The organism is Pseudomonas auratipiscis, assembly GCF_036324085.1.
In the GTDB taxonomy this organism is placed as follows: domain Bacteria; phylum Pseudomonadota; class Gammaproteobacteria; order Pseudomonadales; family Pseudomonadaceae; genus Aquipseudomonas; species Aquipseudomonas auratipiscis.
Genome location: NZ_JAZDCU010000016.1, coordinates 82,974 through 108,338, shown reverse-complemented (window position 1 = coordinate 108,338; position 25,365 = coordinate 82,974). Strand labels below are relative to the sequence as shown.

General features: G+C 58.5%; 23 protein-coding genes. 9 read left to right on the top strand and 14 right to left on the bottom strand.

Annotation, left to right across the window (positions count from 1 at the left end; translation table 11 throughout):
• The first annotated feature begins 231 nt into the window (after positions 1-231).
• Genes V0R60_RS20545 through V0R60_RS20530 form a run of 4 tightly spaced genes read left to right on the top strand, consistent with a single transcriptional unit; the run spans position 232 to position 4,090 of the window.
• Positions 232-1,263: an ABC transporter substrate-binding protein gene (locus tag V0R60_RS20545; RefSeq protein ID WP_330080206.1), complete on the top strand. Its 1,032-nt coding sequence runs from the start codon at positions 232-234 to the stop codon at positions 1,261-1,263.
• On the top strand, positions 1,264-2,070 hold the full coding sequence (locus tag V0R60_RS20540; RefSeq protein ID WP_330080207.1) for an ABC transporter permease: 807 nt from the start codon (positions 1,264-1,266) through the stop codon (positions 2,068-2,070). It abuts the gene before it with no gap.
• The gene (locus V0R60_RS20535) at positions 2,067-2,852 is read left to right on the top strand and encodes an ABC transporter ATP-binding protein (protein WP_330080208.1); all 786 of its coding nucleotides are present in this window, start codon (positions 2,067-2,069) and stop codon (positions 2,850-2,852) included. Before V0R60_RS20540 ends, V0R60_RS20535 begins: the two co-directional genes overlap by 4 nt.
• On the top strand, positions 2,849-4,090 hold the full coding sequence (locus V0R60_RS20530) for an NnrS family protein (protein WP_330080209.1): 1,242 nt from the start codon (positions 2,849-2,851) through the stop codon (positions 4,088-4,090). The genes V0R60_RS20535 and V0R60_RS20530 overlap by 4 nt, the downstream gene beginning before the upstream one ends.
• A 9-nt stretch (positions 4,091-4,099) precedes the next feature.
• Here the strand turns inward: V0R60_RS20530 and V0R60_RS20525 are convergent, their stop codons facing one another.
• The 5 genes from V0R60_RS20525 to V0R60_RS20505 all read right to left on the bottom strand — a co-directional run bounded on the left by V0R60_RS20525 (position 4,100) and on the right by V0R60_RS20505 (position 11,889).
• Positions 4,100-4,882, bottom strand: coding sequence for a Crp/Fnr family transcriptional regulator (locus V0R60_RS20525; protein ID WP_136475650.1), 783 nt, complete (start codon positions 4,880-4,882; stop codon positions 4,100-4,102).
• A 112-nt stretch (positions 4,883-4,994) separates the two neighbouring features.
• Positions 4,995-6,473, bottom strand: coding sequence for a surface lipoprotein assembly modifier (locus tag V0R60_RS20520; protein WP_330080210.1), 1,479 nt, complete (start codon positions 6,471-6,473; stop codon positions 4,995-4,997).
• 103 nt (positions 6,474-6,576) lie between these two features.
• On the bottom strand, positions 6,577-7,452 hold the full coding sequence (locus tag V0R60_RS20515; RefSeq protein WP_330080211.1) for a Slam-dependent surface lipoprotein: 876 nt from the start codon (positions 7,450-7,452) through the stop codon (positions 6,577-6,579).
• A gap of 73 nt (positions 7,453-7,525) precedes the next feature.
• Complete coding sequence (locus tag V0R60_RS20510; protein WP_330080212.1) at positions 7,526-10,666, bottom strand: TonB-dependent receptor domain-containing protein; 3,141 nt, start codon at positions 10,664-10,666, stop codon at positions 7,526-7,528.
• 224 nt (positions 10,667-10,890) lie between these two features.
• On the bottom strand, positions 10,891-11,889 hold the full coding sequence (locus V0R60_RS20505; protein ID WP_330080213.1) for an NAD(P)H-dependent flavin oxidoreductase: 999 nt from the start codon (positions 11,887-11,889) through the stop codon (positions 10,891-10,893).
• 187 nt (positions 11,890-12,076) lie between these two features.
• Here V0R60_RS20505 and V0R60_RS20500 point away from each other — a divergent pair, with 187 nt between their 5' ends.
• A complete protein-coding gene (locus tag V0R60_RS20500; RefSeq protein WP_136475645.1) occupies positions 12,077-12,238 on the top strand; it encodes a DUF2986 domain-containing protein in 162 nt (53 codons plus the stop codon).
• Between the two features lie 35 nt (positions 12,239-12,273).
• On the opposite strand, the gene V0R60_RS20495 is transcribed toward V0R60_RS20500, so the two are convergent.
• Positions 12,274-12,753, bottom strand: a complete 480-nt coding sequence (locus V0R60_RS20495; protein ID WP_136475644.1) for an isochorismatase family protein — start codon at positions 12,751-12,753, stop codon at positions 12,274-12,276.
• 80 nt (positions 12,754-12,833) lie between these two features.
• Positions 12,834-13,904: a helix-turn-helix transcriptional regulator gene (locus V0R60_RS20490; protein ID WP_330080214.1), complete on the bottom strand. Its 1,071-nt coding sequence runs from the start codon at positions 13,902-13,904 to the stop codon at positions 12,834-12,836.
• Between the two features lie 112 nt (positions 13,905-14,016).
• Between V0R60_RS20490 and V0R60_RS20485 the strand changes: the two genes are divergently transcribed.
• Positions 14,017-14,898, top strand: a complete 882-nt coding sequence (locus V0R60_RS20485) for a hypothetical protein (protein WP_330080215.1) — start codon at positions 14,017-14,019, stop codon at positions 14,896-14,898.
• Positions 14,899-14,971: 73 nt separating this feature from the next.
• Positions 14,972-15,343 (top strand): hypothetical protein, encoded by a 372-nt coding sequence (locus V0R60_RS20480; RefSeq protein ID WP_330080216.1) that lies wholly within the window; start codon positions 14,972-14,974, stop codon positions 15,341-15,343.
• Positions 15,344-15,388: 45 nt separating this feature from the next.
• On the opposite strand, the gene V0R60_RS20475 is transcribed toward V0R60_RS20480, so the two are convergent.
• Positions 15,389-16,084, bottom strand: coding sequence for a tRNA (adenine(22)-N(1))-methyltransferase (locus tag V0R60_RS20475; protein WP_330080217.1), 696 nt, complete (start codon positions 16,082-16,084; stop codon positions 15,389-15,391).
• Positions 16,085-16,294: 210 nt separating this feature from the next.
• On the opposite strand from V0R60_RS20475, the gene gltS reads away from it, so the two are divergent.
• Entirely contained in the window at positions 16,295-17,509 is a 1,215-nt protein-coding gene (gltS, locus tag V0R60_RS20470; RefSeq protein ID WP_136475628.1) for a sodium/glutamate symporter, read from the top strand.
• A 35-nt stretch (positions 17,510-17,544) separates the two neighbouring features.
• Here the strand turns inward: gltS and V0R60_RS20465 are convergent, their stop codons facing one another.
• From V0R60_RS20465 to V0R60_RS20445, 5 genes are all read right to left on the bottom strand, one after another.
• Positions 17,545-20,046, bottom strand: a complete 2,502-nt coding sequence (locus V0R60_RS20465; RefSeq protein WP_330080218.1) for a TonB-dependent siderophore receptor — start codon at positions 20,044-20,046, stop codon at positions 17,545-17,547.
• An 84-nt stretch (positions 20,047-20,130) separates the two neighbouring features.
• A complete protein-coding gene (locus V0R60_RS20460) occupies positions 20,131-21,084 on the bottom strand; it encodes a FecR domain-containing protein (RefSeq protein WP_330080219.1) in 954 nt (317 codons plus the stop codon).
• On the bottom strand, positions 21,081-21,599 hold the full coding sequence (locus V0R60_RS20455) for a sigma-70 family RNA polymerase sigma factor (protein ID WP_330080220.1): 519 nt from the start codon (positions 21,597-21,599) through the stop codon (positions 21,081-21,083). The genes V0R60_RS20460 and V0R60_RS20455 overlap by 4 nt, the downstream gene beginning before the upstream one ends.
• Before the next feature lie 186 nt (positions 21,600-21,785).
• The gene (locus V0R60_RS20450; RefSeq protein ID WP_330080221.1) at positions 21,786-22,568 is read right to left on the bottom strand and encodes an APH(3') family aminoglycoside O-phosphotransferase; all 783 of its coding nucleotides are present in this window, start codon (positions 22,566-22,568) and stop codon (positions 21,786-21,788) included.
• Positions 22,569-22,630: 62 nt separating this feature from the next.
• A complete protein-coding gene (locus V0R60_RS20445) occupies positions 22,631-23,161 on the bottom strand; it encodes a glyoxalase superfamily protein (RefSeq protein WP_330080222.1) in 531 nt (176 codons plus the stop codon).
• A gap of 362 nt (positions 23,162-23,523) precedes the next feature.
• Here V0R60_RS20445 and V0R60_RS20440 point away from each other — a divergent pair, with 362 nt between their 5' ends.
• Positions 23,524-24,156 (top strand): hypothetical protein, encoded by a 633-nt coding sequence (locus V0R60_RS20440; RefSeq protein ID WP_218571424.1) that lies wholly within the window; start codon positions 23,524-23,526, stop codon positions 24,154-24,156.
• 63 nt (positions 24,157-24,219) lie between these two features.
• Here V0R60_RS20440 and V0R60_RS20435 read toward each other — a convergent pair whose 3' ends face one another.
• A complete protein-coding gene (locus V0R60_RS20435; protein WP_168198454.1) occupies positions 24,220-25,311 on the bottom strand; it encodes a hypothetical protein in 1,092 nt (363 codons plus the stop codon).
• Positions 25,312-25,365 lie beyond the last annotated feature (54 nt).

Genomic DNA, 25,365 nt, shown 5'->3' with positions numbered 1-25,365 from the left:
CGGGCGTCGATCAAGTGAGTGGGATCGTTCAAGGCGGTGATACTGCGAGATGTTTGCGCCATACGCCGCCGGAACCTATTTTGGGGTTCGCTCGCGAAAGCCACAGAGGCATCAAGATTTTTACATCGTCACTTGATAATTATCATTCGCACCTGAATCTGGGATAGATAAGCTTGAATGCTTTGGCCCCTATTGTCGGGACCTGTACGCTTTCGAGTGGATCCTCTATCGATGCCGGACATTTTTTCCCGTTCGCGACACCTTGGCCCAATACTGGTCGCATGGGTGTTCTGCCTGCAACCCTGGCAAACGGTGACCGCCGAAACCGCGCCTGTCTTGCGCCCCCAATTGGTATTGGCGGGGCCGCCCGCTTCGGTTTCCTATCCGTTGATTCATATGCTCGAAAGCGGCGCCTTGAACGACCTGGCGCAACGTGTCGAATTCGTCCTCTGGAGCAACCCCGACCAATTGCGCGCGCAGGTGATTGGCAAGCAGGCCGACTTCATTGCCGCCCCCAGTAATGTGGCTGCCAACTTATACAACCGGGGGGCGGCCATCCAACTGCTCAACGTGTCCACCTGGGGTTCGCTGTGGATGGTCTCACGCAATCCTGGCATGCGCTCGTTGGCTGACTTCAAGGGCCAGGAGGTGGCTCTGCCGTTTCGCGCCGACATGCCAGACATCCTGTTCAGCTACCTGGTCGAGCAACAGGGTCTGAACCCGCAAAAGGATATGCGCCTGCGCTACACCGCCACGCCCCTGGATGCCTTGCAACTGCTGGTCCTGCGTCAGGTCGACCATGCGCTGCTGGTGGAACCCGCCGTGTCCATGGCGCTACGCAAGACGCGCTCCTTTCCTTTGTCGGTGGTCGCACCGGAGTTGTATCGCAGCGTCAACCTGCAACAACAATGGGGCGCCTTGCACGGCAACCAGGCACGCATCCCGCAGGCCGGGCTGGCCGCGCTGGGCAACGTCCGCCTCGATGCGCAACTGACCCAGCGCGTCGCCCAGGCTTATGAGCAATCCAACGCCTGGTGTTTCGACCACCCTCAAGCGTGTGCGCAAATGGTCGCCCGCCATATTCCGCTACTCAGCGCCGAAGCCGTCGCCGATTCGCTTCGCGTGCTGCCACGCGACTACGCCAGCGCCGCCCAGGCTCGCCCGGAACTGGAGGCTTTGTTTCAAATTCTCCTGCAACGTCAGCCTGCCAGCATTGGCGGCAAGCTGCCCACTGTCGGCTTCTATGCGAGTGAACGCGAATAAATGAGTGACGTGGAAAAAATCGTGCAACGCAGTGTACGAGCGACGCTCATCTACCTGTGGAGCGGTTGGGGCGCGGTTGCCAGTCTGTTGCTATTCTGCGCCGCCTGGGAGTTGGCTGGCGAGCTAAACGGGCCGCTGGTACTGCCTGGGCCACTGGCAACCATCGACCAGTTGCGCGCAATGATCAGTGATGGCAGCGCCCTGCCGCAATTGACCATCTCGGCACGCCGAACCCTGTATGGTTTGGCTGCTGCATTGTTGCTTGGCAGTTTTCTGGGACTGCTGGCTGGCCGCTCGCTTACCACCAGCATGTTGTCACGGCCGTTGGTAACACTGTTGCTGGGCATGCCGCCAATTGCCTGGCTGGTGCTGGCGATGCTGTGGTTCGGCATGAGTGATGCCACGCCAATGTTCACGGTATTCATCGCCTGCCTGCCGATTGTCTTCGCTGCGGCCATGCAAGGCGCGCGTACCCTGGACAATCAACTGCACAAAGTGGCTAGTGCTTACCGCCTGCCTGCGCTCATGCGCCTTACCGACCTGTACCTGCCGCACGTGGCATCGTACTTGTTCCCCGCCTGGATCACCGCGCTGGGTACCTCATGGAAAGTCGTGGTAATGGCTGAACTGCTCAGTACCAATGATGGCGTCGGCGCGGCGCTGGCGGTGTCGCGTGCACAGCTGGATACAGCCAGCTCACTGGCTTGGATTCTCGCCGTTCTGGCACTGCTGCTGGGCACCGAATATTTGCTGCTCGAACCCCTCAAGCGCCGCGTCGAACGCTGGCGAACACCGGAGCACGCATGAACGCCCTGCACGTTCGTCATCTCTATCATCGTTATGGCCCCATAGAAGTGCTGGCCGATGTTGGACTGGATCTGTACGCCGGTGAAACTCTGGCGCTGGTCGGCCCTTCCGGTTGCGGCAAGAGTACCCTGCTACAGGTGTTAGCGGGCCTGCTTGTGCCAACGGAAATGATCATGCACTGCGACTTTCGCGGCATCGGTTATGTGTTTCAGCAACCAAACCTGATGCCTTGGATGACCGCGCGCGACAATATTGCCCTGGGCCTCAAGGCCCTCGGCGTACCCAGGTCTGCCCGTCGCAAGCAGGCAGACCATATGGCCCAGCGCCTGGGGCTGACAACACAAGACCTGGACAAATATCCCCACGAACTCTCCGGTGGCATGCAAAGCCGCGTATCCCTTGGCCGTGCCCTGGCCGTGTGCCCCGACCTGCTGCTGCTCGACGAACCCTTCTCGGCGCTGGACATCGGCCTGAAACTGGAACTTTATGCCTTGCTGCGCGAACACCTGACCCAGCGTGGCAATGCCGCGCTGTTGATCACCCACGACCTTATGGAAGCGGTACGCCTGGCCGACCGCATTCTGTTGATGGTGGCCAACCCCGGACGCATGGTGCATGAGTTTGTCATGCCAGTGCCGCATCACGAGCGCTCGGAAGCCTGGATCTATCAAACCACGGGCGAGCTGATGCAAACCCGCGAAGTGCGCATCGGCTTTGGCTTGAGCCAGGAAGCCTTCGACTGGGTAGCACCCCTTCGAGCCCATACAGGTTGCGAGCTATGAGCCGAAGCTTGCCGGTGTTGATGTGCGGCTTTCGCCCCTTCTTTGTCCTGACTGCAGCCAGTGCCACACTGCTGATGCTGACCTGGCTGCTGGTGATCAATGGCTGGCTGCCGGGGTGGAATCCTCCCGGTGGCCTGGTGCTATGGCACGCCCATGAACTGATATTCGGCTTTGCCGCTGCAGCCACCGCAGGGTTCACCCTGACGGCGATTCCGGAGTTCAGCAAAACCTCGGAAATTCTTGGCAAAACGCTGCTGCCGGTCGTGGGCCTATGGCTCTTGGCGCGTCTGGCCTATTTGCTCGCCGCGTTATGGCCGGCCGCGCTGGGCCTATGGCCGGCAGCATTGTGCAACCTGGCATTCTGGCTGACGCTGCTGCGTTTGCTGGTTCCACGCCTATGGCAAGCCGATGGGCGGGCGCACCTGAGTTTTGCCTGGGTGATCCTCAGCCTGTGCCTGCTGCAAGTGGGCTTCTTTGCCGCCCAGCTAATGGTCGCTGATGCACTGGCCTGGGCTCGGGCGGCAACAGGTGCCTTGAGCGTATTGATAGTGATTGCCACCAGCCGGATTTCCATGAGTGTGGTCAACGGCCGAATCGAAGAAGGCCGTCCTGACGCCCCATTACCCAACGATTCATACCTGGCTCGGCCTCCACGGCGCAACCTCGCGATTGTCTGCATCGTACTGTGCAGCGCCAGCGAGTTCGTCATCGGTGGGCAGCCTGTCAGTGGCTGGGTCGCCCTGGCCGCTGCTGCTGCCATGTTCAATCTCCTCAACGATTGGCATGTGGGGCGCCCCTTGTTCCAACGCTGGGCGCTGATGCTGTACACCTGCTACTGGTTGATCGGCCTCGGTTATCTGGCGCTCGGTGCGGCCTGGCTTGGCGCCCCCATCAGTTCTTCATCCGGTCGACATCTGTTGACCAGTGGCGCGGTATCGTTGGCTATCTTTGCGGTAATGGCCATGGTCGGTCGCATCCATGCCGGGCTCTGGCTTGATCGACGACCGTGGCCGATGCTCTGTGCAAGCACTCTGGTACTTGCTGCGCTGCTCAGGACATTGGCCGGGCTACCACTCACCGCAAGCAGCAGTCTGGCTCTGATGAACATCGCAGGCCTGCTGTGGGCGAGTTGCTTCGCCATCTACCTGATTGCGACCTGGAACACCCTGACCGGCCCGCGGGCAGATGGTCGCCATGACGGCTCCGGCCCACAGCTGAAAAGTGATCACAGCTGTTGACGTGACGGTTCAGCCTTTACCCAACGTCTGGCGCGCATAGTTACAGCAATCGAACAAGCTGCTGCCCAAATGCGCCATGGGTTCGGCGTTATCGAAATTGGTATCCGGCACCGGCAGCTCTACCGACTGACACAAACCTTCGATATCCAGCAGTACCAATTCAGGACTGTGCCCACCGACAAACCCCGCCTTGCGGAACGAACTCAATTGACGCGAAAAGGTTTCCGGGGTGATGTTCAATTGCCGGGCCAACACGTTATGGCTGCTGGGGAAGGTCAGCCAGGCACTGCGCTGCTGAACATAGAGATCCATCAGGTAGGCCACCAGGCGTTGCGCCGAGTTGCCAATGGTCAACAGGTCGATGCGGTTGAGCGACTGGGCGATACGCACGGCCATGCCTTCAAGCATGGCAATGCTGAAGTCCGGTGAGGCCCGGCAAAGCGCCAACAGGCGTGCCCGCGGCAGGCGGTAGACACTGGAGGCAAGACCAGCACGGGCCGACAACGGGTAGCGGCAAGGTTCGACAAACATGGCGGTTTCTGCCAACAGGTCGCCCGCTTCCATGCTGCGAAATATTTTGTGCTCTCCCGAATAGCTGGGGCGATAGAGCTCCAGGCTGCCCGACTGCACCAGATAGAAATAGGCCGCTGCATCGCCCATGCGAAACAGATGCTGGCCACGCTCCAGGCGGATCAGCGAAACACCCTCGAGCAGCGAGGCCAGCCCTTCCTTGCCCACCTTGGAAAACACCGGCGAGCGAGCCAGCATATGGATAAGACTTAACGCCTTCATGGCTTACTCATCGTACATATCGGAAGCGTTGCACATCAGTGAAGACCGACGGCGACGGTAATGAGAATTATTCTCGAGGCGCAAAGTTACTCCATTTGACATCATTTTAAAATCAGAAATGCTTGCGCACCTGCAAGGTAATCTCACTTTGCTGGTAGCCGTTGAAGACCGAATTGCTGTCGTTGAGGGTGCGCTTGAAGCGCAACTCCGGGTAAGCCCCGTGGATCGCCAGCTTGCTGGCGCCCAGGGTGGCGATGAGCATGCGCTGCTGATCTTCGCGCTGAACGCCATAAAAGTAGGATTCGTCGTCGTTGCTGAAGTCGCGCTGTAGCACCATCAAATTGGCAAACAAGCCTGCCGTTTCAAACTGATGAAATACGCCAGCCCGCCACACCTGCTCTTGGCTACTATTGACAGACAACGCGTAGCTTTTGCGGTAATAGTCCACCCCGCCGTAAATGCTGGTGTTGGGCTCAGGGTAATAGGTCAGGCTAACCCCCGCCCCACGCTGGGTGTAGTCGGCGTAATAGCGGCTGTCAGGCCCCTGGTATTTGTAGCGCTTGGCTCCAGCTTGCAGGCCCAGTTTCACACGTGGCGAAAGAAAGTAACTCCAGTCTGCCTGCACACCGGGGGCGCGATAACTAGTGTTGCCGTCGCGGTGATAGTTTTCCAGTAAGGGCAGCACGGTGAGGCTTTGGCGGGCGCTGGCGTACTGGTAACCGAGGTACAGAATGTTAGTGCTGTCGCTGTAATCCGTAAGCGTCGTGCTTTGCTCGTCCCGCTTGTGATAGTAGGTACCGTAGCTGACCGGACGTATAAGCACATTGTGATGCCCGCTCAAGGCAATGCGCTTGCTCAGTACCAGGTCGTAGCTCAACAGCGACGATGCGATGGGGTCGGGTAACTTCATCTGCGACAGGCAATAGCCCGCAAACTGCTGCGAACACCGCTCGTAGCCATTGCCCTGATTGATATTGCTGTTGTAACCAACACCCAGGGCCAGCGAGCCCTGCCAGTCACTGCGTTGTTGCACGGCACTCACATAGTTGTGCAACAACTCACGCGTTTCGGCTGGCAGGCTGCTGCCGAGCGTGCGTTCGAGCATTTGCACCGACTCGCGGTCCTGTTGGTCTTCGGCGTAGATACGCGCCAGTTCCATCTGCACGCGCAGATCATCCGGGGCTGCGGCGTTGGCGTGTTCCAATAACCTCACAGCGCTGTGGTAATCACCGCTGTGGCGTGCACTGAGGCCTTCAGCCATCAGGGCCAGGTGCTCTTTGTGCCCGGGTAGCTCGCGGTAGGCTGCCGCCAGCTCACCCGCGTTGTTCCATTGTCCGGTATTGATAGCGACGTAGAGCGCAGGCTCCAAGTCGGCTAGGGATCTTTGCACACGATAGCGCTGACCGTTGACCTCGACAGAGAGCTCGCCCGTAGGGGCTGCCACTTGCCACTGCGGACGTTGTTGCTGGTGCAGGGTTCGTTCGGCACGTTCGCGGTCGAGCAGCAGACGAGTATCTTCCTCGTCTGCCCAGACGCTGGCAGCGCCGGCCAACAGCAGCAGGGCCAACGGGGTAATGCGTGGAATCGTCATAGGCGCAGCGTCTTGTGAGGGAAGAAGAAACGGGAGGAGCGCCTGTTGCGCCCCTCCCGTGAACGTGGCCGGACCGCGCCACGATCGTCACTGGTGCTGATGGTTACTGCCGTGCGCCACCGAAGGCGACGTCGTCCTGAGTACCCGCACCGCCCTTGTGAATGCCGGCCAGGGCATTGGCTTGAGCACCGTAGAACTGCCCGGTGATCACATTGCCGGCGTTGGCGAAGCTGCCGTTGCTGCTGATATTGGTGTTGGCGAAGTTCAATGAAGCCGAACCGCTACGCGCCAACGTGCCGGTCAGCGACCCTGCGCCCGTGCTATAGGTGGCGCTGAGCACACCGGTGTAAACGTTGGGGTTTTCCGGATTGTGCTGGTTGATACCCACAACGTTGTACTTGGCGTTGGCCAGGGTCGGCATGTTGGTGGTGGGGTTTTCACCCGAATACCAGGCGGTATGCTGGGCACTGTTGAGGTTCAGATCGGTGCTGGCTACAGCGGCATAGTTGGCGCCCTTCGGAGCCCACTCGCCGAAGTACACGGGAGAGCCCTCCACCTTGCCGATGACCAGACCGCCAAAGTCCGGCATGAACGGCAGGGGCGGCACGATCATCTGGCGGGTGCTGTTGATCGTGGTGGTGTCGCCATTGAATGCCACGTCATTGCGCCACACCTGAGCGATCTTGGTACTGCCCAGCATCACCCCGGCAAGGAAGTTGATATCACTGCCCTTGAGATAATGTTTGCCATTGCTTTCGGCAGCACGGGCCAGTGCATTGTTTGCCTGGGTGATCGGCCCGCCCAACAGGTCAATCGCTGCCGAAGAGCCAAACTGCAATCCGGCATTGCCGGAGCCAAACAAGGTCGAAGGTGCTGCCTTGACCTTGGTTTCATCAGTAGACCCGCCTTTTACGGCACCGACAGCGGAAACACTCGCCAGGGCGGCAGCCATGGCAACGATCACAACATGCTTGTTCATCGGTTGACTCCTTGAGGGTTGGGTACAGCGTTGGCGCCGGTTTTGATAAACCGGCAAAAGCGAATGGCCGGGATCAGAACCGTGCGCGCATGCCCACCGTGAGGGTGCGCCCTGGGCCCGGAACAGGAATTTTCGACATCGGGTCCATGTAATAGCGGTCGGTGAGGTTGGTAATGCCCATGTTCAGGTCGAGATGTTTATCGACCCGCACCCTGGCGTAGGCGTCGTGCAGCAAAACCGACTTCCAGTACAGTGGGCTGGCGCTGTTCTGCACCCAGATGTCATGGCCATAATCGGTATTGAGCAGGTCATCGAGGTCTTTGTTTTCTGCCTTGGCGTGGTAGACCGAACGCATGCCCAACTCCAGCCGCTCGTTGAACAGTCGCGTGCCCAGATCGGTATTGATCGAGTAGCGCGGTTGCAGGCTGCTGGCGGTCAAGGTGTCGGGGAACCCGCCGGTCATGCATTCGGGCATACGATTTTTGAACACGTCGAAGCTGTAGGCGTAATCCTTGTCACACAGCTCCTGCTTGAGCCGGTAAGTCGCCCCGACGCCACCGAAGAAACGTCCGCTGTCAAAACGTGACTGGAACTCGATGCCGGTGGTTTTTTTCTCGTCGAACTGAATGACGTTGAGGTAGATATCGCGCTCGATGAAGTCTTCGATGGTGGTGTCGAAATAGCTCAGGCGCGCATCGGCCAATTGCAGGTCAGGGAAGAACTGCGTCAAGTCGTGGGCATAGCCAATCTCCCAGTTGGTGCTGCGCTCAGGCTTGGTTGCACCGCGGGTTGCGAGACTGCCACCATCCATCCCTACCGACGTCGACGCCACCTCAAAGATGCTCGGAAACCGCGTGACTTGGGCATAACGCCCAAACAGACTGCCGTACTCGGTCACCCGCGCGGTAGCCGAAAATACCGGCGACCAGGCATGCCCCGATTGTTTCTCCGGCTCGGCCCATTCATCACCGGCAGCAGGCAGCGCATAGATATTGGAACCGCGCGGCGAGCTGATCGGGGTGATAACCGCGTACTCGCCGCTGTTGCCCTGGGCGTCCTGGACCACTGCCGAGGCGTCCAGGGAGCCATTGGCAAATGGGCTCTGCGAGGCGTCCACTTTGCCGTCAACCAAAGGCACCGCCACGCTTCGCAGCCAGTAGTAGGCGCCATTGTTGGCCAAGTGCGTGCCCTTGCCGGAAAAGTCGAGAAAAGCCTTTTGCGCAGCTAGGTGCGCGGCCATGGCCGGCGTGGCTATTTTCTCGTTAGCCCATTTTTCCGAGTCGGCAGGCGTTACCTGGCTGAGCGCCTGAATCGCGGCGGCATCCAGCGTCTTGAGGCGGATGGCCTCGGCGTCAGTCATCAGTTGGCCGTAATCAAGCTGCACACCAGTTTTCTGCTGGTTGATTTTCGATCCGGCGACCCGATTGCGGCGCCGATCAGCCAGTCCCTCATCGAAGGCCGAGTAACGGTTGTAGCGAGTGCCGGCGGTAAGCGTCAGCCATGGCAAGGCCTGCCATTCCAGGTTCATGCTGCCGGCGTACTCACGACGATCGCCCGAGCGCGGGCCATAGTTGGCCGTGGCGTAGTGAAAGTTCGAGCCACCGATGCCGATACCGCCACTGAGGTCGAGTTCGGTCACACGCTCGTCAAGCTTCTCGCGTTGAAACTCGCCAGCCATCGTCAGGTGCAGGTTGTCACGCAGCACAATCATGTTGCTGAAATCAAAACCGGTGCGGTCATGACTGGTCCACTGTGCGCTACCGGCGAACACACGCGCATCGACATTAGGGTCCGGTTCAGGCTTGGGCGCATTGAGGAATGGATTGAGCTCCGGGCGGATGTAGCAGTTCCACAGAGCATCAGGCGTGCTGACTGGCGGCTTGCCAGCTTTGCAGGCCTTCCAGTCCTCCAGCAATGTGTCGTACTCCTTGACGTAGTAAGCACCGCTACCGGTCTGATGGCGCTCGCCATCGGTCTTGGTCATCCACAAGTTGCTTTGCAGATCGATCCAGCGCGAGCCTTCCGGCTTCCACTCATGGCTGAGTTTGTAGGTATCGAGACGAATTTCGGACTTGGGGTATTCGGCCACCAGTTGATCACGAAACCCCTGCTTTTCCAGCTCTTCGGCAAAACCGAGCATCACCACCGCCTGACCGGAACTGGTCTCGGCAAACTCCAGATCGGTACGCATGAAACTCAGGCCAATCTTGTGGTTATCCGCCAGGTACCAGTTGTTCTTGGCCAGCAGCGTACTGGTGTCGTTGGAGGTGCTGAGAATCTCATTACCTGGCTTGTAGAGTTTGGTCAGGTTGGGGAAATAGGCGGCACTGTCGCGGGCATAGGCGTCATTGTTGCTATAGGCGCCAGCGCCCTGTTTGCCGGCGAAGTAGTTGCCCTTCTTGCGCTCACTGTAAGAGACCAGTAGATCACTGAAATCCGTACGCCCGGCAACGGCGAACATCACCGCGTTGTCGTCGAAATTGAGCGTGTCGTTATGGCCACGGGTGCGCGGCACCGGTTGTGGAATGTTGACGTTTTTGTCCGCCCCCAATACCGCGCCAGGGATGTCACGGTAATCACGTCCGAAGTAGTCGTTGGCATCGACGCGGGGCTTGACCGTGCTGCCGGAAGTTTCCAGCTTGAGGTCGAAACCGAAGGTGTCGCCGTCCGCAATGATGTCATCGGCATCGATGGTGCGCACACTCACCGCACCGCCCACGCCACTTTTTACCCCACGGGTCAGGGAAGGCCCCTTCTCCACCGAGATGCTGCGAAACAGTGCCGGGTCGACATAGTTGCGGTTACCCGCGCCGTAGACTTGCAACCAAACGTTGGTCGACTGTTCAGTGCCATCGACGGTCAACGGCACCCGTCCTTCGCCAGACAAGCCCCGGATATTCGGTGACAGCGCAGTGCCGTTGCGCGAGTCCATGCTGTAGACGCCGTTGAGCCCCTTGAATACATCGGCCGGATTACTGTTCTGGTAGCGCTCCAGCTCTTCGCGGCCCAGATAGAGGTTGGTGACGTTCTCTGCGTACACCTTGTTGCGCCCTTCTGCGTCTTTGTCGCGCTTGCCCTCGACCGTGGTGGGCAGCAGCTCGACCTGACCGTCCACGTTTGTCACCGACTCCGCCGCTTGTGCCGTCTGCGCGTATGGACTTAACCAGCACAGACTCGATATCAGCAGCGACAGCTTCTTTGGCGTAAACAACATCACAACCCCTCCCCGGGCGACTCCAGATGATCGGGTAGGCCTGATGGCAATACCGATAAATGAGAATCATTATTTTTAGGGAGATGAAGGCTGAGAGCCCATGACAATTGTCAACGGCAGGGCAAAACAGAGAATTGGCGATGGGGGAATAGCGATTGTTCTACCTAATGTGCAATGCCCTTCCCAGCGGCGCTCCGACACCGCTGGGATTGCAATGTCGTCACCTAGGCGGCGTCGTGTAGCTGCCCAAGACGCTGAAGTGCGTTTTTGGCATCGTCGAGTATTTCATCGAAGATGGCCTCTACAGGCTTTACGGCGTCGGCGAACACAACCGATGGGCCGAAGTCGAGCATGCCCAGGGCGCTGTCGCCAGTCTGATATGCTTGAGTGCTCAGCGAGCCCATCACATGAGTCCGGTACTGCTCGAAGTCGCTTGCACCGGCAGCATCCAGGGCAGCAACGGCCTTGGCGCTTTGGTTGTTGTAAACCCGGTGATGATCGCGCAACCCGGTCTTCACGATCACGCTTTCGGTGCCGTCGCTGCGCACCAGCAAATCCTTGTAATTGCGGTGTATCCACAACTCCTCGGCGACCAGCATGCGCGATCCCATCAATACGGCGTCCGCGCCCATGGTCAACGTTGCTGCCAATTGCCGCCCCGTGCCGATGCCGCCACCAATAACCACTGGGACACTGACTTCGTTAGGCACCTGCGCCGCCTGAACCATACTGCTGATGCCATAGACGCCCGGATGGCCACCACAGTCGTTACCGACAACAATCACCGCATCTACCCCAAGCCTTGCGGCCGAGCGGGCATAACGCGCCGCGGCCACCTTGTGCAGCACTTTGATCCCCGCTTCACGCAGAATCGGCAGGATGCCCTCGGGACTTGCACCCGACGTCTCCACGCACAACACACCCTCCTCAGCGACGATCGCCAACTGTTCATGCATACGCTCAAGGCCTTGCGCTTGACGAGACAGGTACAGGTTGACGCCAAAGCCCTTGCCCGCAGTCAGCTGCTTGCAGCGGCGCAGTTGCTCACGGAATTCATCGGGATCAGCGAAGCCCGCAGCCACTATAAAACCCATGCCGCCGGCATTGACTACCGCCGCAACATAGTCGGCATCAGACACCCCCGGACCCATGCCGCCGCACAGAATGGGGTGAGCGATGCCGAGCATTTCGGTAATTGGCGTTTTGAACAGGGGGCTGCGCATCAGGGGGACCTCCGACTCGATGAGAACGTATGAGGAAGCAGGATCGAAGGGTTTATAGCTGAACAGTCGTTCAATAGCAATTCCGGACGTAGCGCGTCCTGGAACACACGCTAAGGCGGCGTTTCATTTGCGTGGCGCAACAGATATGACAGACTTCGGGGTATTGACGCAGAGCTGAGTAGAAAAAATGAATCGCCGCAAGAAAATCAAGCAACTGCTGACGGCTCACGCCAAAAAAGCCAGCGCCAAACTGGCTCCGAAGAGCAAACCTAAATACATCAGCAAAGCTGACCGACTGAAACTGGAAGCCGAATCCAGCCAGGAACCAACTGTGGCACCTGAAAGCTGATCAAGTACTCTGCAGGCGCTGGAGCCGCCTGCCTGCTAAGCGTCGAGCTCGGCCAGAATTTCGGCTCGAGTGGTGACCTGACGGAAGTGGTGTTCCCACAGTTTGATCCCCAACTGCCCCGAGCGATCCAGGGAGGAGCCCACCGTCAGGTCAGTCACCAGCGTCGGCGACAGCCCCGCATCAAAGAGTGCGAAACCGGCGGCAAGTACGCAGGTTTCGGTCTGGATCCCACACACCAGCACGCGTTCGACGCCTAACTGCTTGATGTACTCGATCGTTTCACCGGTCTGCCCGTAGCCATGCTTTACAAACACTCGGTCAGCCTCGACCAGGCTTTCATCCTCGGCGGCAGGATGCCAACCGAGTTGCTTTTGGAACGGGGTTATCCCCTCGTCATGCAGCTCGACCGACGCGATGGTAAGGATTCTCTCTGACAGCGCCCGCACACCATCGACCAGCCACTCGGGAGGACTGAAGGTGGACTGCACATCAACGATAAGCAAAACCTGCCGCATGAACGTCTCTCGAGCGATAGCAAAGGGCTGGGAGTATATCGCTTCGTCAGCTCAAGACAGAAATCGCGCCGCGCCCACCGTCAATCATCGGCATAAAGACTGACCGCCCGACGCAGCGTATCCCTGACATGCGCGCGAACAACCGCTGGCGCCAACACCTCGATTTCGTCGGCATTACTCAACAGGAACAACCGCAGGCCTTGGGTATCGTGCAAGGTGCAATTGAGCTCCCACTTGCCGTCGACAGATGGAACCATGACCTGATTTTCGGCCAACGGATTTTCAACGAGCCGATTGTGCAAGTTGGCGCCCAAGCGCAACGTTAGCTGCACAGGATCATCGCCATGGATGGTCATGAGGTGCTTTTGTGCTTCCACCGAGTTGACGTCATAGTCGTCAGGTTCGCAGATGTGCCGACTGCTTTCGGTAACCGCTACAACTCGGTGCAGCATCAGCGCACACATTGTGTTCGGGCCATTGCTGCTGTACTTCCCGCGTTTTGCCCCGGGCTCGGGCGCGCAGCCTTGCGGCCACTCTTCTTCCAGTACGTAGGCAGACAGGTAGATGTTGGAATCTTGATAAGACAACGCCAATGGCTTCAGGTGATAGACACACTCAACACCGCCCGCATCCCTGGGCAGGTAGGTGACCTTCAGCGGCTCGTCGTATAACAGCGCGTCTTGAATCCTTGCGACATGCCCGGGGTTGGACCGCCCGGGTAGCAACACGGTAAAACGTGTGCCGGTGGTGATGCGTTTGGTCCACTCCAGCTTGCGGATGGGTACCTTGCTCATGACCCGGTCCACGTAGCCACGCAGTTTTTTCAGCATTGCCGGCGGCGCCTGCAGACCGAAACGGGCGGCGTGGTCGATGATGGCGGTGACGGTCATGGCTTCGGTGGGCAACAGGGTCAGGTCGAGACTTGCGCCTTCACCTACCCAGTAGTTGGCCCTGAGGTCGGTGTCCATCTGCACTTGCCGGACCTCGCCGATACGCTCCAGTGCTTCAAGGTCGCGCTGCGTGTTCTTGGGGTTGTGGTGCTCCAACTCAAGCTCGGCACACAAACGCTCATGTAGAATCGGGGTCGATTGTGGCGCCTTGTAACTAAGCAAAATTTTGCGCAGACAATCGCGACGATCGAACAAATCCACTTTATTTTCCACAGTCATCCCATTGCGGACACGATCTGTCCCTATCTGATGTTTTGATGCTCTGGCTGGCAGGCAATCTCGCCAACCGTAGTGCCAGCCCACAGGAGCATTGATGAATCGGCAAACTTATTTCGCCCTTCCCCACGTTGCCCAGTTCACTGACTGGCTCGCGGCCGAGCTCGACTCGCAGTCGCGCTTCAAGCACGAGTATGTTGATCGGCGCAGTGCCACGCAATGGTCGTGCAATAGCTTGTTCGACGCGTTCTGCAAGTACCGCTGGAATCATCCGGGCAATGCCCGCCTGGGGTTCAATCCCGGCAGCTGTTCTGCCAGCAACGGCCTGGCCCTGGCGGCATTGCGCAACGATCTGCAAGGCATCGATGGCGATGACGGGCGCGCGCTTGAGGCGACCCTGGATGTTATGCGCTGGGGAGGCGTGAGTGCCGGCAACGCCAACTGGCTTACCTTGAACAAGGCGGGTTTGGCAAACGCTCTCAAGACTGTCCAAGTCGCAATGGACGCTGGCGATGAATGTGCGCCAACGCTTCGCGCCAAGCAACTGCGTTTCAATTCGGGGATGACCAAAGTCTACTCGCTGCTGTGCAAGAACTTTGTCATCTACGACAGCCGTGTCGCCGCAGCGCTGGGATGGCTGGTGGTGAAGTACTGCCAGACGCACAGTTTGTCGAGCGTACCGCAAGCATTGAGCTTCCCCTGGGCGGGTGCGAAGGAGGCAGCCAACGCAAGTGCCCCGAAACGTCGCAACCCGGGCATTGGCAACCTCCAGTTCAAGGGCCTGCGCTCGGGATCTCACCACGCCCTGTGGAATCTTCGTGCCAACTGGCTGTTGACTGCGGTACTGGCCCACCCCGCTGCACACGACAGTCCGTTCCACTCGGTGGCGGCCCCGTACGCCCCCTTGCGTGCGCTCGAAGCTGCACTGTTCATGATTGGCTATGACCTGGGCGATCAACGCGCCGCTGTCGCAGCCTGATCAATGCGCCACGTGCCCTCGAAGCATCAACGAGGGCTCGCTGAACAATCTGAATGAACAGTCGAGGTGAGCAATGAATGACTTCAATCCGCTGCAGGCGTTGATCGTGGAACTCGCCGCCGAGGGCACGCGTGCCATTGACCTCAAGCGCGCCGTTGCGAGCAAGTTTCCAGCACTGGAAGAAGCCCAGTACCAGTCGACGCTACTGGGCCTTCAAGAGCTGGAGTGCCTGGTCGGGGAAGAAGCGCAAGGTGAATGGTTCTTCAAAACCGTGGATAAAACCAGTCCGGACTACCAAGCGCTGGAATACAGCCCTGAATTTGCCGAAAAGATCATCGCGGCTTCCTGCGGGGAATTTGTCGAGATCGATGTCGACGCGTTTCTCGCCCAGCTAAGTGACATGATTGCCAAGGCCAAAAGCGCTAACTCAAAACCTGCCGACTGAATTGCATAGGGAGCAAACCAATCATGCTCAAACCACGTCGAGCCATTAAGCCAACAACTCGGCAATCCACCGCACCTGGCGGGTGACGTCTTCGACCTTTTGTTCGGGAACATCCTGCCGTGCCCGGGCAAAGTTGCTCAAAATTCGTTGCTTCTGGCGCAGCATGCGCTGCCACTTCTGCACAAATGCGGGGCTGCGCACCTGCATTTGCATCGGGCCGAAATACAGCTCCCGTGCGGTGTAGGCCACAGGACCAGCACGCTCGGCAACAATAATTTCGTAGTCAAAGCGGTTTTCCCGCAGCACTTCCTCACAGAGAATCCGATAGCCATTTTCCATCAACCATTGGCGCAACGGCCCTTCGCCGCCGTTGGGTTGCAGGATCAATCGCTCCTCGCCGCTCAGGCGTGACTTGTCGGCTTCAAGAATGTCGCGAATCGTCTCGCCACCCATGCCACAGATGCTGATTGCAGTGATTGCGTCCTGCGCCTCGATTGCACCCAGGCCGTTGGCCAGGCGTACCGAAATCAGTTGCTCCAGCGCATTCTCGCGTACCGTGCATTGGGCAGAGTGAAACGGCGTCAAGGCCACCTCCCCCGCTACCGCTGCTGCGATGACGCCACGGCGCGTCAGTGCCACAGGTAGGTAGGCATGATCCGAGCCGATATCGGCCAAGCGTGCACCCACCGGTACATGTGCCGCCACACGCTCCAGGCGCGCAGACAATGTCTGTTCGTTCAACTGCAACCTCTCTTCACCACAATCGCCCGGCAGCTTTGCCCGGATCGGGGCGCGATTCTGTCGAGCGACGCCGCGCAATTCAAGTTTTTGCGACCAAATCCACGCTTCAGACCTTGCTGCTATGCTCATTTCACCGTTCATTGACGCCAATCAGAACGCAAAATGGCGGTGCCCTGATAATGACTTTCCCGGATTTTTAGGTAGGCCTCGATGACCTCCCAGCTCTTCCCGATTCACGGCCTCGTGAGCTTCACGCTGGCCATTCTTCTGCTGTTCCTGGGTAAGACCCTGGTCCAGCGCAGTACCCTGCTACGTCAGTACTGCATTCCCGAATCCGTCGTCGGCGGCTTCGTTTGCGCGGCGGTGACCAGTATTCTGTATTTCGGCCTCAATGTTCAGGTCGAATTCGATTTGCAGGTTCGCGACACCTTGCTGCTGTATTTCTTCGCCGGCATCGGCTTGAAATCGGACATGCGCCAACTCGTCAAGGGCGGGCGCCCACTGCTCATCCTGCTGTTTCTCGCCAGCGCCTTCATCGTGCTGCAGAACACCCTGGGTATGGGCATGGCCGAAGCGTTCGGCCTCGATCCAAAGGCTGGTTTGATGGTCGGTTCCATCTCCCTCACAGGTGGTGTGGGCACCACCCTGGCCTGGGCACCACTGTTCGTTGAAAAACTGGGGATCAATAACGCCCATGAACTGGGCATCGCCAGTAACACCGTAGGGCTTATCGCCGCGTGCGTGATCGGCGGCCCGATCGCCAACCAATTGATACGCCGCCATCAACTTAAACCTTCCCGGGATGCAGCGCTGGAGGTCGGCATTCTTGAGCACCAAGCCAACAATTCAGTGAACTACTACGACGTGCTCTGGGCATGGATGTGGCTCAACCTGACATTGATGCTCGGCTATGGACTCAACCTGTTGCTGGTCGATGCCGGCATCACCCTGCCGAAGTTCGTCAGTTGCCTGTTCGCGGGCATCATCATCCACCATGTGGTGCTCGCGGTGCTGGGTGAACAGCGACTGAAAAGCTGGAGCGGTGCCAGCCTCGGCCTGGCGTTGATTTCCGACATTTGCCTGGGCATGTTCCTGACCATGGCCTTGATGGGCCTGCAGCTGTGGCAGCTCAGCGGGGCCCTGATGTTCATTATGTGCACCTTGACCTTGCAGGTACTGCTGACGGTTCTCTACACCTACTTCGTGGTGTTCCGTTGCATGGGCCGCGACTACGAGGCCAGCGTTATTGCCTCAGGCTTCGGCGGAATTACCCTCGGCTCCACGGCAACGGCCATCGTCAACATGACAACCGTTACGCAGAAATACGGCGCAGCGCACCAGGCATTTCTGATCGTGCCGCTGGTGTGTGGCTTTTTCATCGACCTGGTCAACGCCGTGATCATTGGTATGTTCAGCGGGATTTAGGTAGACGGCGGGCGTGCCCGCCGAGGCTGGGACGCTCAGAACTTGCTACGAATGGTCACCATCAAGTTGCGAGGATCGCCATAGAAGTTGTTGTAAGCCGAGGTGCCCACTGTCGAGTAGTACTTCTTGTCGAAGAGATTGTTGGCATTGAGCGTGGCTGACCAGTTCTTGTCGATTTGGTAGTCCAGGCTCGCGCTCCAAAGGGTATAACCCGACTGCAAGAACTGGTAGTCAACCGGTGTGCCGTCAAACTTGCCGGTGTCGGGGTTGAACGGCGTCACCTGCCCTTGCTTGGAGGTTGCGCTTTGGCTGGTCGCTCCCAGGCCAACCTTCCAGTCGTGCAGTTGGCCCGGCAGTTGGTACGTACCCCAGACCTTGAGCAGGTGTTTGGGCGTGACACCTTCGAAGGTGCTACGACCTTCGTTGGCATCCTTGGCTTCGAGGCGGTTGAAGGTATAGCCGGCCATCAGGTTCAGGCCTGTGGCAACTTCACCGCTTATCTCGGCATCAAAGCCCTTGCTGATCACCCGACCCGCATTGTAATAGCAGCAGGTTGCTTCGCTACCGATAGGTCCGGTACCCAGCTCGTCGTAGACCGCAGTATCGTCCTGCTCAATGCGATAGAGGGCAAACGAGGTATTGACCCGGCCATCGAACAGTTGCCCCTTAAGGCCAATCTCGTAGTTCTTCGACGTCGCCGGATCGAGCTGGGCACCTTGGGTATCGGTATCACCGGCTTGCGGGGTAAAGGTCTCGGCAAAACTGGTGTAGGCGGTCCACTGCTCGTTCAGGTCATAGGTCAGGCCGGCATAAGGAGTGAAAACACCCCGCTTGTGCTGAGTGGCCGGGCGCGATGGCGGCGTGACGCCGTCGTAGAAGTCCTGCTTGTTTTGATAGGCGTAGTCGGTAAGACGACCACCGAAGATAATCTTCAGGTCTTCGCTCAGTGCCAGGCGAGTCATGCCATAGGCCGAGCGGCGGATCTCGGGCAGGTCCTGCTTCTTGCTCGCCGTGCTACCCAGGTTTTGCGGCGGATTACGCCCCTCAAGGTCCACAGGAAGGCCCTGGATTCGACCGGTACGCTGATTGACAGTGCCTACGGTATGGGTGTAGTCAACCCCGAAAAGCACATCGTGGTGTCGTTCAAAAGCGTCGAAACCACCTTTGACATAGCTGTTGACGGTCTTGCGCACGCTGCCACCTTTGTTCGGGAACTGGTGCCAGGTCGGACCGCTACCGGTGAGTGGATCGACACCACCAAAGAAGTACAGGCCGGCAGAGTCACGATCGATGTCGACATAAGCCAAGTCAGTGGTCAGTGACCAATCGGCGTTGAAGGCATGCTCGAGCTTGGTGTACAGCTGGGTGGTTTTTTCCCGTACCGTGTTCCAGTCGGCGGTATACGCGGTGTGCCGTGGCAGTGCCAGGTCGTCGCCGTTGGTGTAGCGCGGCAGGCCTGCGTAATACGGCACGCCGTCGTTGTCCTGGAAGCTGCCGCCCAAGGTCAGGGTGGTGTCGGGATCCAGGTCGAATTCCAGTGAGCCGTAGGTCAGCGAATTCTGCGTGTCAACGTAGTCCATGAACGACTTGCTATCCTGGTAGGCCATCCCCAGGCGACCGCGGATATCGCCGCTATCGACCAGCGCGCCGGTCACGTCAAGCTCGCTGCGGTAGTTGTCCCAGGAACCGGCCGAAGCGGAGAACGACAGTTGCTTGTCCCGCAAGGCGCGCTTGCGTACCAGGTTGACAGTGCCGCCCGGATCGCCAGTACTGGAGTACAAGCCATCGACGCCGCGCAAGAACTCGACACGATCATATTGAGCCATATCGAGTTGGCTCAACGACCCGTAGCCGGCGATCGAGGTGGTCAAGGGCGCACCGCCGTCGATGGTGGTATTGGAGACCGCGAAACCGCGCGAAAAAAAGTTGCTTTCGTTTCCCATAGCCGCCTGGGATACACCGCCTTTCTGCAAGGAAACACCGGTCATTTTGGACATCACATCGGTCAGGCTATTGAGGTTCTGGTCCTCTATGCGCTGACGAGTAATGACCGAAACCGAATGCGGCACCTCACGCACCGAGGTCGCCACCTTGCTGCCAACAGTCGCGGTGTTGGCGGTATAACTTTGGGCGCCCTCTTCCAATCCCAGGCCGTTGATGGTGGTCGCACCCAACTCCACCGAGCCGTCGCGCGGGCGGTGTTCTGTCAGCAGGTACACACCATTTGCCTGGCGGACCGCTTGCAGCCCACTGCCGGCCAGCAATACTGCGAAACCCTGATCGACATTGTAACTGCCTTGCAGTCCTGGCGAGCGCCGCACCTGGGTGCTGGCCCCATCAAATGACAATGCCACCCTGGAGAAACTGGCAAAGCGGCTCAACGTTTCGGTCAAGGTGCCGGGGGCGATATTGTAGACCCGGGCCTGGCTGCTGCTCACCTGCTCGGCAATCGAGATACTGGGCCAGGCGATCACTGTACCGAGTGAAAGATAGATCGCCAGGGCTGATGCCGTTTGTGCCCGCTGCTTGCTGCTCATGTTCCCTTCCCAAAACATTCAGTTGATCAGATGGAAGGAAGAGCCGAACGGGGCTACGAAAAAGTGCAACATCAAACAAAAAAATCAGCGCCGCGCTGTGACCGTTACCCAGTATCGGCTACGGCGATGCACGTTGAGCGCAAAGGCGCTTTGCAGTGCCGCCAGCGCCAGGTCTGTGTCGGTAATCGGGAACGCGCCGGAGATCTTCATCGCCGCCACCTGCGGATCGCAGAACAGCAAACCGGGACGATAGCGGGACAACTGGGCAAGCAGTTCGCCCAGAGGCTGGTCGATGGCGATCAGACTGCCGTCCTGCCAAGCGCCAACCGCAGCATCGTTGGCACGCACGGCACCGATACCCGACGCTCCAAATGCCACCCGTTGACCGGCCTCCAGGCGCAGGTGCTGAGTAGCGCCATACGACAGTTGCACAGCCTTCTCCAGAACGGCCACTTCGCTGCCCTGGTCATCGACACTGACGATGAAGCGGGTGCCCAGGGCGCGTATCCGGCCATAGCGGGTATCGACCAGAAAAGGCCGGGCGCCTGGGTCGGCGGCGGTGGTGATCGACACCTGGCCACGACGTAGCACCAGCAGTCGCTGTTGAACATCGAACTGCACCTCCAGAGCGCTGTCGGTGTCGAGCATAACCCGGCTGCCGTCCGCCAATGTCAGGGTGCGCAGCTCGCCCACGCCAGTGCGCTGGTCAGCGGTCAGCTCTCGGCGCATATCGCTACGCCAGCCCAGCGACGCAATTGTGCCGCCGCCCAGCAGCATCGCCAAGCCATAGAGCACCTGTCGGCGAGTGCGCCCGGCGCTCAATAGCGTTGAAGAGACCAGTGATCGAGGCAGACACTCCAGGGGATTGGTGACCGCCTGCATGCGTTGCCACGCCTGTTGATGCAAGGGGCTGCTGTCATGCCAGCATTGCCAACTTGCACGGTCATCGGCGGTGGCCATGCCCGAGGACAACTGCGCATACCAGCGGGCTGCGTCACGTATGGCCTCACGCTGGGCAGGTGAAGGCGACAAGCTCATTCACTGGGCTCCCACTGCAGCAGGCAGATGTGCTCCATGGCTTTGGCCATGTGGCTATTGACCGTCCGCAGGGAAATACCGAGTTGCTCAGCAATTTGAGCGTACGTCATGCCGTCGAGTTGCGACAGGATGAAGACCTCGCGCACCCGCGCGCCAAGCCCTGCGAGCATTCGATCCAGCTCCATCAATGTTTCAAACAGTACCGTTTGCGCCTCGGCGCTCGGGACTAGAGCGGCGGGTAGGTTTGCCAGGGTTTCGAAGTATGCCTGTTCCAACGAGCGGCGGCGAAACAGGTCAATCATCAGGCCCTTGGCTATTGTCGTCAGGTAAACCCGAGGCTCGCGAATTTCCAGTGCACTGTTTGCCTTGATGACTTTGACGAAGGTGTCCTGTACCAGGTCGGCTGCATCGCTATAGTCGCCCATGCGTTTGCGTAACCAGCCGCGGAGCCACGGGCTGTGTTCAACGTAAAGTTCAGCTACAGCGGCGGACAGAGGAGCGGACTCAGCCGACATGACGGGAATCTCAAATGGGAATTGATCGCATTATTATTTGTTTTGGGGTTGATTGGCAATGTGTAAGGACAGCTTCGGACCGTTCCCCGCTCGTCATTCGCTACTCACCTCCCGTACAAACGGGTAATCAGTACCGAGCTTTCAGGTGGACTGACGAGGCGCCATTTCGCAGCCCTCGCTCAACACTTAAAACAACTCATCCAACTGCTCGAAAAACACCCGCTTGGCCACTTGGTCCGGCTCGCCAATTCCCAGAAGCAGACTGTTTGCTGCTTTATCCGAAACATCTTCGCGCAGGTTTCGATGGGCAAAGGCGATGTCCAGCCAGCGATCGGCGATACCACCGCGCCCCAAGTCAATGAAATGCAACTGGTCGTGGGCGTCGACGAAAACGTTGGTGTCGCAGAGGTCGCCATGACTGAACGCCTTTTCTTCAAGCGGTCGCGTAGCGTACAGGTGGGCCAGAAACCTGTTGGGGCTGGTAAGATTCGGCCATTGCTGCAGATCGACATCGTCCGCACACAAATCGTGGGCGACGAGGTATTCCAGTTCATTCAGGCGCAGCGAAACACTCGAGTCGAATGGGCAATCGCTGATCTCCACAGCCTGCAACTGCCGAAGTGCTTCGCGAAACAACGCCAGTATTGTGTCCTGATCGTCGCTACGGGTTTGTATCGGTTCGCCAGGTACGCAACGCGTGATCATGAACTGCCCGGCATCGCTTTGAGCAACCACGGCGACCTCGGGAACATTCAGCCGGCCATCCAGCCATTGCAGCACCTGCGCTTCACGTACAACGCTGTAGGTCGTGGACGAATAGATCGAATTGCAGGCCTTGAGGAAAAAACGCTCATTGCCTCGAGTGAAGCTGAAGACGTTGCAGGGCGACTCGCCCACCTCGTCGGCAATAAGTTGATTGCCGCCAATAAATCGGGCAATGGCGTTGGGTAATTGGTAAGGGGTGTGCAATGAAATGTACTCGCAACGGTGGATGCAAGGCGCCCACCTGAAGTGAAACGCCTGTTGTGCAATCAGCTTTCGCAGAACCTGATCCGATTGCCGAATGGGTCGTACACCTCCAACAGTTTGCCCCAGCCCTGTTCAACGATGTCTGGACGCCCGTAGCCATAGCGCTTGGTAAGCAGCTCGTCACGAAGCAACTCGATGTTTTGCATCGGTACAAAGATTGTCGTTCCAGGGCTGGCATCGCCATGGTGCTCGGACAGGTGCAACTGCAACCCGTCGCGGTTGAGCCCAAGGTACAGCGGCAGATCCGCTTCGAATCGATGCTCGAATTCGACGCTGAAACCTAGGAAATCGAGGTAGAACTCGCGGGCCTTGGTTTCGTCGAACATCCGCAAGATCGGGATGGCCTTGTCAAAGGTAATGACCGGTTGCGGTGCCTCGGCCGGCAACAGCGCCGCAGCGGTGTTCCAGTCCTTGTAACCCAGTTGCCGAGCGACCAGCTCAAGCGCGTTAGCGTGAGACACTTCATGATCGCTCGCTTGCAAAGCGCTTCGCAGGCTCTTGGCCATGCGCTTGGCTTTCTCGATTGACAGCATAAATCCTCCTGGCGTCGAAGCATGTTGGTGCTCGCATTGCCAAACCTCGACGTTCAAGAGTGACTCGAGAGGGTTTGGAGCAGAGATGCTTTCACCTTTCCAATGAGGAGCGAGCGGCAGGCAGCATCGGCCTGCCGCGATAGTACACAGTCGCCGTTATGCGCGAAAGCGCCGCCAGCAGCCCTCTTCTGCACACAAGGCCTACGAAAATCGTGCCACAACTCGTATAGTCCCCACTTGCTGGAAGCCGGTCCGCAGTTGCCTTGAGATCCTTGCACGTTGTCCAAGGCCAAGCGGATGTAGTCAATCAACAGGAGTTGGCAAGGATGGATTTTTCGCATCAGCGGGTTTTAGAGGGTGCAATGTTTGAAGCGGTTCGCGCTCGCTCGCCCCTCTTGGGAAAACAGATCATCAATACAGGTTCGTTCAGCGTGCTGTTCGAGGGCGAAACAGCGGCATCGGTGCATCGTTTGTCTTCCGACAACGCCACCCATGATTTCGCCGCAAAAGCGCGCCAGCTTGGCCTGCCTGGCGTGGTCGGAGTGCTTGCAGACTACGGCGCCGTCGCCCTGTACGACGAGAGTGACTACGGCGCCGAGTACCTGTGGCTGGCCCATCTCGAACGTCTGGAGAGCCTGCAGGACTACCCTGCCCAGCGCGCCGCGGTCGCGCACCTGCTGGTGCATCTGACCGATTGTGACGACGGCGACCTGTTAGGTACGCAGGCCGACAAATGCAACTTGTTGACGAAGCTGAACGACGCCCCTGTCGAGCCGTACACGCAACAGGCTGTCGAAGCCATGAAGCGCCTGCTGCCGGAGTACATCAGGAACACCGACGTTGCCATCGACCTTGAAATCAGTAATTTCATGGTCCGCGCCTCCACTGGCGACGTGGTGCTGAGCGACCCACTCAGCGGGCTTGCCGATGTCTCTCAAGCGCACCATCAACGCTTGTTGGATGAAGTCATTGTGATTGCCGATACGTTGGGTTGAATCTGTTGCTGTCTATAAAGATGCACTCACGGGGGCGTACATTGCACGTTAGCGCGCAAACTCCTAGTCACGCGAAAACGTTATAACGCTGTAGGCAAACTCGTGCGGTTGCCGCACAACGCCTGTATCAGGGTTGTTCATCCTGACCCGATCGTCGTCGTGTACAACCAGAACATGGCTGTTATCGAGCACCTCAACCCCTTCAGGCTTATTGGTGAATTGGAGCGGTGAGCCATCCTTGAGCCTCACCGCTTGTGGTCTACCCGGCTTATCGCCCTCCAGCGGCAGAACCCACAGAAACCCACCCAGTGTATTACCGCGTTCAAAGCTCGTTGCAGCATAGAATCGGTCCTGGTTGTAGCGATCGAATTCAATAGCGGAAATCCCTAACTCGGGATGAGAGCCGGCAGGCAAATCAAGAGCCTGCATCAGTTGGTCGGCAGGGAGATTCCAGACAACCTCAAAACTATCTCCCAACACGAAGCCGCTGTCGGTGATGGCGAACGGTACAGAAAGCAGCAGGAATGAGAAACCTGCTGCTTTTTTGCTAGGTCCATGCTTACGAATTCCTACCAGCAGACGGTCGCCGGGAGCGGTCGTCAACGCTTCGATCTGGTAATAGGGAGTACCGATGGCGTGGCTGATGTGTTCTCGCAAACTGCGTGAGCTTGTGACATTGCCACGCGTGGAAGGAGAAATGACCTGCGCCTTTTCTGGTGCATCGACGGGCCAGTAAAGCAGCGTACTGAGCGCATCTGCTGCAGCCTGCTGCTCGCTGCCCTCCTTGTTGAACGCAGTGCTCGCGATGACGAACTTGCCATCCAACGTCGTGGTCAGCGCCTCATATTTGTCTGCTCTGCGCAGCACGTCTACTGCCAGGTAGCTGGGAGTGCCAATGATCTGGTTGTTCTTGAGCGCCATTGTGAATACAGCTGAATCAGCTGGGTTGGGCAAAGGCTTGTCATTGGCGAGCAACAAGGCTTCGCCGATACGAGCGACGCCCGAGACTTCACAATTGACCTTTTGACCTGCCGCGTAACAGGGCGCGAAATGGTGCTGTATAGAGTCTACAGTCGCCGCACCAGGCGCGGCATAGGCGCTGACGTGGTAAAAAATCAGTCCACTAAGTGCGAACGACCTGATTGGCCTACTCATGGCTTTCCTCCGTGAATGCGCCATTGCGGTATAGGTTTGAAGGTACGCAGAAGT